Genomic DNA, 12,818 nt, shown 5'->3' with positions numbered 1-12,818 from the left:
AAATCTATTTTGAATCTTCCTTTTGCATATGTTATAATGTAAACATATAAAGGAGGAGTGCCACATGATCTACAATATTCGAGGACAACGTGTTCAAGTTACTGATGCACTAAGGGACTATGCTGAGAAGAAACTCAGTAGATTGGAGAAATATTTCGATCCTTCGATCACCTCCGAAGTAAACGTCACACTTTCTGTTACGAAAGGACAACATGCAGTTGAGGTTACAATACCAATTTCCGGAATGTTCTTGCGAGCAGAAGAACGCAGTGATGATATGTACGCTTCCATTGATGCAGTTATCGATAAACTGGAGCGTCAAATACGTAAACATAAAACGAAAATTAACCGCAGAATTCGCCAAAGCGGTGGAAGTAAGGCAATTTTCCAAGAGGCTAATAATGCTGTTACAGTACTAGATGATGAGGAGGAATTTGAGCTAGTTCGAACAAAACGCTTTACGTTTAAGCCAATGGACGTGGAAGAAGCGATTTTGCAAATGAATATGCTCGGTCATACATTCTTCGTATTCTCTAATGCGGAAACGAAATCAATCAATGTCGTTTATAAACGAAGTGACGGTAAATACGGTCTAATTGAGGAACAATAAAAATTCAAATAATCGCACAAGGGTGCTTTAGTTTCTGCAAATGCAGGTGCTATAAGCACCTTTTTATATTTCAATCTATTCTTATTTCATTTATAAACTTAAAGAAAATTAAACGAAATTCTTCCAATACTTGGAGAACGTAAAGTGAATACATTGCGATTAACGCAACAAACTGTTAAAATTTTAAGCATAAGTCGAACAATCGGAAGGGGAAAGCCATGCTCGGATTGGTAAAAAAGATCTTTGGTGATTATAACGAAAAGGAAATAAAACGACTAACGAAGGTTGTTGAACAAATAAATGCAATGGAGCCTCAGTATCAGGCGCTTACGGACGAACAATTGCGTGCAAAAACAGATGAGTATAAAGCTCGCATTGCGAATGGGGAATCGCTTGACTCAATCTTGCCTGAAGCTTTTGCTACAGCACGTGAAGCATCTAAGCGTGTATTAAATATGCGTCACTTTGATGTACAGTTGCTCGGCGGTATGGTGCTTCATGAAGGTAAAATCGCTGAGATGAAAACAGGGGAAGGTAAAACGCTTGTTGCCACATTGCCAACTTATTTAAATGCCTTAACTGGTAAAGGTGTACATGTTATTACCGTCAACGGTTATCTAGCTGAACGTGATAGTAAAATAATGGGTCAACTTTATGAGTTTCTAGGACTAACAGTTGGCTGTAACCTACATGGCCTTACACATGCTGAAAAACAAGCAGCTTATGCTTGCGATATTACGTACGGAACGAATAATGAATTTGGTTTTGACTATTTGCGTGACAATATGGTGTTGTATAAAGAGCAAATGGTACAGCGTCCGCTTCATTATGCGATTATTGACGAGGTTGACTCTATTTTAATTGACGAAGCGCGAACACCGCTAATTATTTCTGGACAAGCAGCTAAGTCGACAGAGCTTTATCATGCAGCTCAACGTTTGGTTGAACGCTTGAAAGAAGGCGATGACTTTACTATCGACATTAAGCTGAAAAACGTGATGTTGACAGAAGAAGGGGTTTCTAAAGCGGAGCGTGCATTTGGAATTGAGAACTTATTTGATCATGCCAATGTAACAATTAACCATCATATTCAACAGGCGTTAAAAGCGAACTATATTATGAAACGCGACGTGGATTATGTTGTTGAAAATGAGGAAGTTGTTATTGTTGATGAATTTACAGGCCGTTTAATGGCTGGTCGCCGTTATAGCGATGGCTTGCATCAAGCGATTGAGGCGAAGGAAGGACTTAAAGTTCAAAATGAAAGCATGACGCTAGCAACGATTACATTCCAAAACTATTTCCGTATGTATCGTAAGCTTGCTGGTATGACCGGTACTGCGAAAACAGAGGAAGAGGAGTTCCGTAAAATATACGGATTGGATGTAATCCAAATTCCAACGAACCGCCCAATGATCCGCGTAGATATGCCGGATGTTGTGTATAAAACTGTAAATGGTAAGTTCAAGGCTGTTGTTGAAGAAATTGTGCGCCGTCATCAAAATAATCAGCCTGTGCTTGTAGGTACAATTTCTATTGAAAACTCAGAAGTTTTATCTGAAATGTTAAAACGCCGCGGTATTAAGCATAAAGTGCTGAATGCTAAATTCCATGCTGAGGAAGCTGAAATTATTTCACGTGCAGGTCAGCCTGGTGCCGTTACAATTGCAACAAATATGGCAGGTCGCGGTACTGACATCTTGCTAGGTGAAGGGGTAGCAGAATTAGGTGGTCTGCATATTATAGGTACTGAACGTCACGAAAGCCGCCGTATTGATAATCAGCTGCGCGGTCGTGCCGGTCGTCAAGGGGATCCGGGTTCATCCCAATTCTACTTGTCGATGGAAGACGAACTGATGCGCCGTTTCGGTGCTGAAAACATAATGGCGATGATGGATCGCTTAGGACTTGATGAGGATCAGCCAATTGAAAGTCGTATGATTACTAAGGCGATCGAGTCAGCGCAGAAACGAGTAGAGGGAAGTAACTTTGATACTCGTAAAATTGTCTTGCAATATGACGATGTAATGAACCAACAGCGTGAAGTTATTTATAAGCAACGTCGTGATATATTGGAATCCGATAACATTCGCGATGAAGTTATGGAAATGATTAAACCAGTTATCGAGCGTACTGTGGAAGCACATTGCGTAGACGATATTCCTGAAGAATGGGATTTACAGGCGATTATCGATTACGTACATGCAAATTTGCTTGAAGAAGGTTCGTTAACACGTGACGATATATGGGGTAAAGAAAAAGAAGAGATTGTTGATACAATTTTCAATAAAGTAGTACAAGCATACGATGAGCGTGAGCGTCAGCTTGGCGAAACGGCAATGCGTGAATTTGAAAAAGTTATCGTATTGCGTGCAGTTGATTCCAAATGGATGGATCATATCGATGCAATGGATCATTTACGCCAAGGTATTCATTTACGTGCTTACGGTGGAACAGATCCGCTTCGTGAGTATCAATTTGAAGGCTATGAAATGTTCCAAAGCATGGTAGAAGCAATTCAAGAGGAAGTTTCTAAATATATTATGAAAGCAAGAATTGAAAGCAACCTTGAGCGTCAAGAGGTTGTAAAAGGACAAACTTCCTCGACTAGTGGCGGCGGTGAAGATGGTGCTAAACGCCCAGTTCGTCGTGAAGAGCGCGTTGGCCGTAATGACCCTTGTCCGTGTGGTAGTGGGAAGAAGTATAAACAATGCCACGGCAAATAAAAGAAGTAGCTCAAGCAGTACGACTTTGATGACGAAGCGAATTCATGGTGGCCAAATCGACGTCGAATCTTGCATTCATCGGGAGCCTGCGGTGCTCATGTACCAAATGCCGCGTACATTGCGCTCCTCGTTCCCTAGCTTCATGCAAGCTTCTCGGTCCTGAAAGCCGGACTGCTAGAGCGTTGATTAAAAGAAGTAGCTCAAGCAGTACGACTTTGATGACGAAGCGAATTCATGGTGCCAAATCGACGTCGAATCTTGCATTCATCGGGAGCCTGCGGTGCTCATGTACCAAATGCCGCGTACATTGCGCTCCTCGTTCCCTGGCTTCATGCAAGCTTCTCGGTCCTGAAAGCCGAACTGCTAGAGCATTTATTTAAAATTAGGAGATCGATGAATGATGATAGATGTTTCGTTAAAGCAAGAGTTGCGAGAAATGGTTAATCGACTTCAAACACTTAGGGGGTCTCTTTGACTTAGAACTTAAGCAAGAGATGATCGCCAACTTTGAAGAAAAAATGTCGATGCCAGATTTTTGGGATGACAATGAACGTGCACAATCGATAATTTCTGAATTAAATGCTGTCAAATCAGTTGTTGAGCAATATTATAAGCTAGAAAGTGAGCAACAAGATTTAGAGATGATGCTCGAGCTTGTGGAGGAAGAACAAGATGAGGAGATGGCAGGAGAGCTTGCAGCAGGCATTGAGGCGCTCTCTAATAAGTTATCGGATTTTGAGCTGCAACTACTGCTTAATCAACCATATGACCGCTTAAATGCAATTCTGGAGCTTCATCCAGGTGCTGGAGGTACAGAGTCGCAGGATTGGGGGCTGATGTTATATCGTATGTATACCCGATGGGCAGAAAAGCGTGGCTTTAAAGTGGAAGTATTGGATTATCAGCCTGGTGATGAAGCGGGTATTAAAAGCGTCAGCTTATTAATTAAAGGTTATAACGCATATGGCTATTTAAAAGCAGAGAAAGGTGTTCATCGTCTTGTGCGAATTTCACCGTTTGACTCTGCAGGTCGTCGTCATACTTCATTTGTGTCTTGTGATGTTGTTCCAGAAATTGACGATACGATTGAAATTGAAATTCGTCCTGAAGATCTTAAGGTCGATACGTACCGTTCGAGCGGCGCAGGTGGACAGCACATTAACAAAACAGAATCTGCTGTTCGGATTACACATATCCCAACAGGGATTATTGTTGCCTGTCAGCAAGAGCGTTCACAAATTGCTAACCGTGAACGTGCGATGAAAATGCTACGTTCCAAATTATATGAACGCAAAATAGAGGAACAAATGAAGGAGCTTGCAGAAATTCGCGGAGAACAAAGCGAAATTGCATGGGGGAGTCAAATCCGCTCCTACGTGTTCCACCCGTATAGTATGGTTAAAGATCATCGCACTTCCGTGGAAACTGGCAATGTTAATGCGGTGATGGACGGAGATATCGATATGTTTATCGATGGTTATTTGCGTAGTCAGATTAAGCAACAAGTATAAGATTAAAAAAGAGAGTTTGCATAATCAATGCGACTCTCTTTTTTCCATAAGAAAGGAAGAAAAGTATCGATGGTCCGTAAGCTTTCACGACAACCAAAACGAGAATTATCTCCTGCCTTACAGGTAAGCTGGAACATTATTCAAGTAATCATTGGTTCTTCTGTGCTTGCATTGAGCTTTAATTTATTTTTACTTCCTAACGGTATTGCAGCAGGTGGTGTAGCTGGAATATCGGTACTTGTGCAACGTCTTGCGAACATTACTCCAGCGATTACCCAATGGGTGCTTAACATTCCGTTGCTTATAGCTGCGACGATTGTGCTTGGTAAAAAATTCGGTGCCAAGGTTGTATTAGGTTCGATTGTTTTCCCGTTAATGGTACTTATAACTTCACACCTCCCGTCGCCAACACATACACCGATTCTTGCTTCAATTTATGGTGGCATAGGAGTCGGTCTTGGATTGTCAATTGTATATCGTGGTGGAGGTTCAACAGGCGGATTAGATTTAGCTGCACAAATGCTGCATAAACTTACAGGTATACCGTATAATCTTGCAGTAGTCTGCTTTGATGGTATCGTTATTATCGGTACAGCAATTGTTATTGCGCCTGAAATTGCTTTGTACGCCCTAATTTCCTTGTTTGTTACGAGCAAAACGATAGACTTTACGCAAAATGGACTTCAGCTATCTAAAGTTGCTTACATAATTAGCGAGCGCTCTGACGAATTAGAGCCAATCATTCTTCATGAGCTCGACCGTGGATTAACGAAACTAAAAGGCGAAGGCGGATATACGGGCAACAGTCGTAATGTATTGATGGTAGTAGTCGCACAGCAAGAAGTGGTGAAGCTGAAAAAAACAGTAACACGTCACGATCCAGATGCCTTTGTCATTATAAGCAATACTGCTGAAGTGCTAGGGAAAGGCTTTAAATCCTTTCAGTCCTAATGAAATCATAATGATGAAAATAGGAGTATAAGTCATCATTGTATTTTTATAAAACAATATGTATAATAATACATTATTATGAATATTCATTTTCTGTGTTCACTATTGTAAAATAAAAGAATTGATATAAATGGGTATGAGAGGAAGCGGTAGTATGAGTACGAAGCTGAGAATTGCAATTGTGGGTTCGACGGGCTATGGCGGCGTGGAGCTAATGCGCTTGCTAGAGGCACATCCTTATGCAGAAGTTACTTCAGTAATTTCTTCATCAAATGCAGGAGCTCCTGTAAAGGAAGGCTATCCACACTTGCAAGGTATTCGTGAAGAATTATTGGATGATGTCAATCCTGAACTAATTAAGCAAAAGGCAGACCTTGTCTTTTTGGCGACACCTGCAGGAGTAGCTGCTAAACTTGCCCCGCAATATTTAAATCAGGGCTTAAAAGTTATTGATCTATCTGGTGACTTTAGATTAAAGGATCGCACAGCTTATGAAGAATGGTATAAGAAACCAGCGGCTGAGCAAGAGTATCTTGATAAAGCTGTATTTGGTCTTGCAGAGGTATATGGCGAGCAAGTACAAAATGCAGAATTTGTCTCTAACCCAGGCTGTTATCCTACCGCAACGTTACTTGGTATCGTGCCTGCGCTGCAAGCAGGCTTAATTGATCCGAGTTCTTTAATTATTGATGCAAAATCAGGAGTATCTGGAGCAGGACGCGGTGTTTCATTAGGTAATCACTATTCTGAACTGAACGAAAACTTCAAAGCTTATAAGTTGAATAAGCATCAACATATTCCAGAAATCGAGATGGTTTTATCTAATATTGCTAATCAACAGGTTACTGTTACGTTTGCAACGCATCTTGTACCAATGACAAGAGGGATTTTATCAACAATCTATGCGAAGTTGAATGATGATGTAACGGAAGAACAATTGATTGAACTTTATAAAAGCTATTATGAAGGTCGCAAATTTGTACGTGTTCGTCCGCAAGGCAATTTGCCTGCAACGAAGGAAGTTTGGGGCTCTAACTATTGTGATATCGGTTTTTCTATTGATCCGCGCACGAAGCGTGTAATCATTGTTTCTGTTATTGATAACCTCGTTAAAGGTGCGGCTGGTCAAGCGATTCAAAATATGAATATTATGATGGGCTGGGACGAGACAACAGGCTTGCAATTCGTTCCTGTGTACCCTTAAATAAGGAGAAGAGTGGAATGTCAGAGGGTCAGTTATTTAATATTGTGGCGGATGGCTCCGTCACATCCGCACAAGGTTTTGTTGCGGGCGGATTGCACTGTGGCTTAAAAAAAACTGAGCGTTATGATCTAGGTGCAATTGTATGTGAAGTTCCAGCAGCAGCAGCTGCTGTATATACAACGAATATATTTCAAGCGGCGCCGATTAAAGTAACGAAGGAAAGTATTGCTGCTAGCGGCAGATTGCGTGCAGTAATCGTTAATAGTGGAAATGCTAATGCCTGTACAGGTAAACAAGGGGAAGATGATGCATTTAATATGCGCAATGCTTTTGCCGAAGCAGTAGGAGTTGCTCATAACGAGGTTGCAGTAGCTTCAACAGGTGTTATCGGCGAGTTGTTAAAAATGGATAAAGTTTATGCTGGAATTGAACAGTTGCCAAGCAAGCTGGAAGCAAATGCCCAAGGCGCAGAAGACTTTAGCCAAGCCATTTTAACGACTGATCTCGTGAAAAAAACAATTGCTGTTGAGCTAACGGTTGACGGCAAGCGTGTTACGATTGGTGGAGCTGCTAAAGGATCAGGTATGATTCATCCGAATATGGCAACAATGCTCGGCTTTGTTACAACCGATGCGAATATTGAGCCAGCAGTGCTACAAAACCTATTGCGCGAGGTTACAAATGTTAGCTTTAATATGATTACAGTTGATGGTGATACAAGCACAAACGATATGCTGATTGTGTTGGCAAGCGGCTTGGCTGGTAATGAAACATTAACCGAAGCTCATCCTGACTGGCAATCATTCAAGGCAGCGCTGACACATGTTTGTGTGCATTTGGCTAAAGCAATTGCGCGAGATGGCGAAGGAGCAACTAAGCTAGTTGAAGTACGCGTTGAAGGTGCGCAAAGTGATGAAGCAGCACAAGCGATTGCTAAAACAATTATTGGCTCTTCTCTAGTGAAATCTGCTGTATTTGGCGCCGATGCTAATTGGGGACGAATTATTGCTGCAGTAGGACGCGCGGGGCAACCTGTCAACCCTGACACAGTTGATATTGCACTAGGCGATATTGTGACCTTGCGTCAATCTGCTCCAGTGCCGTTTGATGAAGACCAAGCTCTTGAGTATCTAAAAGGCGACACTGTTGTGATTTCAGTAAATTTGAATATGGCAGACGGAAAAGCGGTTGCTTGGGGTTGTGATCTAACCTATGAATATGTGCGTATTAATGCAGCATATCGTACGTAAATCAAAATTAAACTGCTAGCCAAACGACAGAGATAAACATTGAAATGGATGATGTAGGAGGGGCAGAAATGGTGCAGCAACGCTTTGTTATGAAATGCGGTGGTAGTACGTTGGCGGCATTGCCAGCTAGCTTTTTTGCAGAGCTTCGCGATTTGCAGGCAAACAAAATAGCTCCTGTTATTGTACATGGCGGGGGACCTGCAATATCAGAAACTTTAGACAAGCTTGGCATTGAGACGGAATTTGTGCAAGGTTTACGTAAAACAAACGATCAAGTGCTAGATGTTGTTGAAATGGTACTGGCGGGTCGTATTAATAAAGAGATTGTTCGTAAAATAGAAACTAACGGTGCGAAAGCGATTGGTTTATCTGGTGTTGATGGTAAGCTAATTAAAGCTAAGCCAGTTGCCAATCATGCAGAGATCGGCTTTGTTGGTGAAGTTACGGAGGTCAATGCAGCGATTATTGAAGGCATTATGAATATGGGCTATATTCCAGTCATTGCACCTATTGGGATTGATGACAGCGGGCAGCGTTATAATATAAATGCCGATACGGCTGCAGGGGCAGTTGCTTCCCAGCTTGGCGTATCACGAATGATTGTCGTAACGGATGTGCCGGGTATTATGAAGACGATCAATGGCGAGAAAGTGACTTTGCCAGAGGTGACTGTTGCAGATATCGAAGAGATGATTGCTAGCGGGGAAATTTATGGCGGCATGATTCCGAAAGTAAGAGCTGCAATTCAATGTATTCAAGGCGATGTTCAAGAAGTAGTTATTGTCAGTGGTTCAATTGAGGGCGTTTTAACTCAAGCTGTTACAGAAGGCGGAGTAGGAACGGTCATTAAAGGGTAGAGAGGTGATTTTGGTGAGTCAAGGTACAATAGAAGCGACTAGTCAATCGTTATTCCCAACCTATGCAAGATATCCGTTAACGATTGTTAAAGGAGAAGGAAGCTGGCTATGGGATAATGAAGGCAAAAAGTATTTAGATTTTATGAGCGGAATTGCTGTTACTAATTTAGGTCATGTCCCAAAAGCGGTTAAAGAAGCATTGGTGGCACAGCTTGATTCTTTGTGGCACATATCTAATCTTTTCCAAATTCCTAATCAAGCGGAAGCGGGAAAATTAATTACAGATAATAGCTGTGCTGATGCAGTATTTTTCTGTAACTCTGGTGCAGAAGCGAATGAAGCAGCAATTAAATTAGCTCGTCGCTATCAACAAAGAGTTAAAAATAATGGACGTTTTGAAATTATTACGTTTAACCAATCATTTCATGGTCGTACATTGGCAACCTTGACGGCAACTGGACAGGATAAAGTAAAAGATGGCTTTGGTCCATTACCTGCAGGCTTTAAACATGTTCCATTTAATGATCTTGATGCTTTAAAGGCTGCGATTACTAATGAAACTGCTGCTGTAATGTTGGAAATGGTGCAAGCAGAGGGCGGTATTTATCCAGTTGATTCAGTATATATTCAAGAAGTAGCTAAGCTATGTCAAGCAGAAGGTATCCTGTTAATTGTCGATGAAGTGCAAACTGGTATCGGCAGAACAGGCAAATTGTTTGCTTATGAGCATTTTGGCATTGAGCCAGATATTTTTACAATGGCAAAAGGATTAGGAAGCGGTTTTCCAGTAGGTGCGATGGCTGCAAAAGAGTATTTACGTGAAGCTTTTACCGCTGGTACGCACGGTTCTACATTTGGTGGTACACCTATCGCTACTGCTGCAGTAAAAGCGACGTTGGAAACAATCGTTAGTCAAAATGTCGTTGCTCATGCGGCTAAGCAAGGCGAATACTTAATCAACAAGTTGCGTCAACAACTGGCAAACAGCTCTATGGTTAAAGATGTACGTGGCTTAGGTTTAATCGTCGGCATCGAATGCAAAGGGCCTGTTGCGGAGCTTATCGTGAAAGCACAGCAGGAAGGATTGCTAATTTTAAACGCAGGTCCTAATGTTCTTCGTTTGTTGCCAAACTTGCTTGTAAGTGATGCTGAAATCGATCAAGCAGTCGCAATTTTAAGTAAGCTTTTAGCTTAAAGATTTGCGTTAATATTGAATTGAAATTGCTGATGCGCTCTTGCTATGCTAGAGTGACATCAGCATTGTGCTGTATAGAAAAAGGAGGAAGCGATATGGGAAGAAGCAAAGCAGAAATTGCACAAAGCATGAAGGGTAGAGACTTCCTTATGCTTGTTGATTTTACGCAAGAGGAACTGCACTATTTAATTGACTTAGCAATAGAACTGAAGGCTAAGCAAAAAGCTGGTGAGGAGTATAAACCGCTAAGCGGCAAAACAATTGGACTAATTTTCGAAAAAGCCTCCACTCGTACAAGAGTTTCATTTGAGGTTGGAATATATCAACTTGGCGGACAAGGTCTATTCTTAAGCGGTAATGATTTGCAAATCGGTCGCGGTGAAACAATTATGGATACTGCTCAAGTATTATCTCGTTATTTGGATGGAATTATGATTCGTACGTTTGAGCATCGTAAAGTAGTTGAATTAGCGCGTGGTGCAACGATTCCTGTCATTAATGGTCTAACTGACTTATCTCATCCTTGTCAGGCACTGGCTGACTATCAAACGATTTATGAAAAGCACGGCTCTTTCGACGGGGTTAAGCTAGCATATATCGGTGACGGCAACAATATGGTACACTCTCTAATGATGGGTGCTGCGAAGCTTGGTATCGATATGTCGATTGCAACACCGGAAGGCTATGAGCCAGATGCTGATATTGTGAAGCAAACCTATGCAATTGCCGAGGAAACAGGATCTAAAATTGTAGTTTGTCGTGATCCGAAGGAAGCAATTGCGGGGGCGAACTTTGTTTATACTGACGTATGGGCAAGTATGGGACAAGAGGCAGAGCAAAAGGAACGTGAAATTGCATTTGCCAATTATCAAGTTAATGAAGAACTTGTTAAGCTTGCAGATCCAAACTTTATGTTTATGCACTGCTTACCTGCTCATCGTGGTGAGGAAGTAACAGAAGGCGTTATTGATGGTGAGCATTCTATTATCTTTGATCAGGCTGAAAATCGCTTGCATGCGCAAAAAGCGATCATGGCAGCGATTATGTCTTAAGAATTGTTGAGGGAGAGATTGAACTATGGCAAAGGATAAAATTGTACTAGCCTACTCTGGTGGTCTGGACACATCGATCATCTTAAAATGGTTAAAGGAAACTTATGATGCAGAAATCATTGCTTTCACAGCAGATATCGGGCAAAAAGAAGAGCTTAACGGTCTAGAAGAAAAAGCATTAAAAACAGGTGCTTCTAAAGTATACATTGATGATTTGCGTGAAGAGTTTGCAAAAGACTTTATTTTCCCAATGTTTCAAGCAGGAGCATTGTATGAGGGTCAATATTTGCTAGGTACTTCTATCGCACGTCCGCTTATTGCGAAACGTATGGTGGAAATCGCACGTGCTGAAGGTGCGAAATACATTGCACATGGCGCAACAGGTAAAGGGAATGACCAAGTGCGCTTTGAGCTTGGTGTTGCTGCGCTTGCTCCAGAAATTGAGGTTATTGCTCCATGGCGCTCTGAGAAATTCCGTGCGGATTTCCCAGGTCGTGCAGAAATGATTGCTTTTGCTGAAAAACATGGCATTCCTGTAACTGCATCTGCAGCTAAACCTTATTCCACTGACCGTAACCTATTGCATATTAGCTTCGAGAGCGGTATGCTTGAGGATCCTTGGTTTGATCCAAGCTCTGAGGAAAATGAGGATATGTATGTATTAAGCGTATCTCCAGAGCGTGCTCCTGACCAAGCGGAGTATGTTGAGCTAACCTTTGACAAAGGTAACTGTGTAGCGATTAATGGTGAAGCGATGACTCCGCTGCAAGTTATGGAAAAACTAAATGAGCTTGGCGGCAAGCACGGTATCGGTCGTGTTGATATGGTAGAAAACCGCTTTGTTGGTATGAAAAGCCGTGGCGTATATGAAACACCAGGCGGAACTATTTTGTTCACAGCACATCGTAAAATGGAATCATTAACAATGGACCGTGAAGTAATGCACCTTCGCGATTCATTGATTGCTAAATACAGCCAGCTTGTATATAACGGTTTCTGGTTTGCTCCAGAGCGTTTAGCGATTCAAGCTCTAGTTACAGAATCTCAAAAAAATGTTTCTGGTGTTGTACGTCTTAAACTTTACAAAGGTAACGTGATTAGCGCAGGTGTAAAAAGTCCTGTCAGCCTGTACAACCCTGATATTGCAACAATGGAAGCAGATCCTTCACAAGCTTATGACCAAGGAGATGCAACAGGCTTTATTCGTTTGAATGCATTACGCTTGAAAGTATCTGCAGGCGTTAGCCAAAATCAAAAATAAATAAAATAATAGCTACATGGCATGAAGCTGCCTTTCGTTAAGCAAAATGCAGCAGTCAGCGTCACTGCTGGCGGTGAAATAGTAAGCTCTGAAGAACGAAGTGCGACGCCTTTAAACCTGATGCTCACATTAAATTTCAAAAAGACGCATCAGGTTTAAAAAGCGTCTATAAGAGCTTACTATTTCGTAGCGATGTATTGC

At 41.7% G+C, this 12,818-nt stretch carries 10 protein-coding genes; all 10 read left to right on the top strand.

The window, feature by feature from the left end; translation table 11 throughout:
• Positions 1-64: 64 nt before the first annotated feature.
• Complete coding sequence (gene hpf, locus AC2TDL_RS08385) at positions 65-610, top strand: ribosome hibernation-promoting factor, HPF/YfiA family (protein ID WP_484700224.1); 546 nt, start codon at positions 65-67, stop codon at positions 608-610.
• Positions 611-828: 218 nt separating this feature from the next.
• Positions 829-3,336, top strand: coding sequence for a preprotein translocase subunit SecA (gene secA, locus AC2TDL_RS08380; protein WP_484700222.1), 2,508 nt, complete (start codon positions 829-831; stop codon positions 3,334-3,336).
• Positions 3,337-3,736: 400 nt separating this feature from the next.
• Positions 3,737-4,847, top strand: a protein-coding gene (gene prfB / locus AC2TDL_RS08375) for a peptide chain release factor 2 (RefSeq protein WP_484701106.1) whose coding sequence is annotated in 2 segments (ribosomal slippage) — positions 3,737-3,808 and positions 3,810-4,847 — 1,110 coding nt in all. Because the reading frame shifts where the segments join, the coding sequence is not laid out codon by codon here.
• 69 nt (positions 4,848-4,916) lie between these two features.
• Entirely contained in the window at positions 4,917-5,798 is an 882-nt protein-coding gene (locus tag AC2TDL_RS08370) for a YitT family protein (RefSeq protein ID WP_484700220.1), read from the top strand.
• Between the two features lie 154 nt (positions 5,799-5,952).
• Entirely contained in the window at positions 5,953-7,002 is a 1,050-nt protein-coding gene (gene argC, locus AC2TDL_RS08365) for an N-acetyl-gamma-glutamyl-phosphate reductase (protein WP_484700218.1), read from the top strand.
• Between the two features lie 17 nt (positions 7,003-7,019).
• Positions 7,020-8,252, top strand: coding sequence for a bifunctional ornithine acetyltransferase/N-acetylglutamate synthase (gene argJ, locus AC2TDL_RS08360; RefSeq protein ID WP_484700216.1), 1,233 nt, complete (start codon positions 7,020-7,022; stop codon positions 8,250-8,252).
• 68 nt (positions 8,253-8,320) lie between these two features.
• On the top strand, positions 8,321-9,109 hold the full coding sequence (gene argB, locus AC2TDL_RS08355) for an acetylglutamate kinase (RefSeq protein ID WP_484700214.1): 789 nt from the start codon (positions 8,321-8,323) through the stop codon (positions 9,107-9,109).
• A gap of 13 nt (positions 9,110-9,122) precedes the next feature.
• The gene (argD, locus tag AC2TDL_RS08350; RefSeq protein WP_484700212.1) at positions 9,123-10,304 is read left to right on the top strand and encodes an acetylornithine transaminase; all 1,182 of its coding nucleotides are present in this window, start codon (positions 9,123-9,125) and stop codon (positions 10,302-10,304) included.
• 95 nt (positions 10,305-10,399) lie between these two features.
• Positions 10,400-11,356 carry an ornithine carbamoyltransferase gene (argF, locus tag AC2TDL_RS08345; protein WP_484700209.1) on the top strand — a complete coding sequence of 319 codons (957 nt, stop codon included), beginning with the start codon at positions 10,400-10,402 and terminating at the stop codon, positions 11,354-11,356.
• Between the two features lie 25 nt (positions 11,357-11,381).
• Entirely contained in the window at positions 11,382-12,617 is a 1,236-nt protein-coding gene (locus AC2TDL_RS08340) for an argininosuccinate synthase (RefSeq protein WP_484700206.1), read from the top strand.
• Positions 12,618-12,818: the final 201 nt, after the last annotated feature.

Source organism: Paenibacillus sp. plas6, from assembly GCF_057221655.1.
This window is presented reverse-complemented; position numbering and strand designations above follow the sequence as displayed.

Bases quoted from the DNA above. Each gene is read 5' to 3' on its own strand.
- hpf (WP_484700224.1), top strand. From the start codon at position 65: ATGATCTACAATATTCGAGGACAACGTGTTCAAGTTACTGATGCACTA.
- secA (WP_484700222.1), top strand. From the start codon at position 829: ATGCTCGGATTGGTAAAAAAGATCTTTGGTGATTATAACGAAAAGGAA.
- AC2TDL_RS08370 (WP_484700220.1), top strand. From the start codon at position 4,917: ATGGTCCGTAAGCTTTCACGACAACCAAAACGAGAATTATCTCCTGCC.
- argC (WP_484700218.1), top strand. From the start codon at position 5,953: ATGAGTACGAAGCTGAGAATTGCAATTGTGGGTTCGACGGGCTATGGC.
- argJ (WP_484700216.1), top strand. From the start codon at position 7,020: ATGTCAGAGGGTCAGTTATTTAATATTGTGGCGGATGGCTCCGTCACA.
- argB (WP_484700214.1), top strand. From the start codon at position 8,321: ATGGTGCAGCAACGCTTTGTTATGAAATGCGGTGGTAGTACGTTGGCG.
- argF (WP_484700209.1), top strand. From the start codon at position 10,400: ATGGGAAGAAGCAAAGCAGAAATTGCACAAAGCATGAAGGGTAGAGAC.
- AC2TDL_RS08340 (WP_484700206.1), top strand. From the start codon at position 11,382: ATGGCAAAGGATAAAATTGTACTAGCCTACTCTGGTGGTCTGGACACA.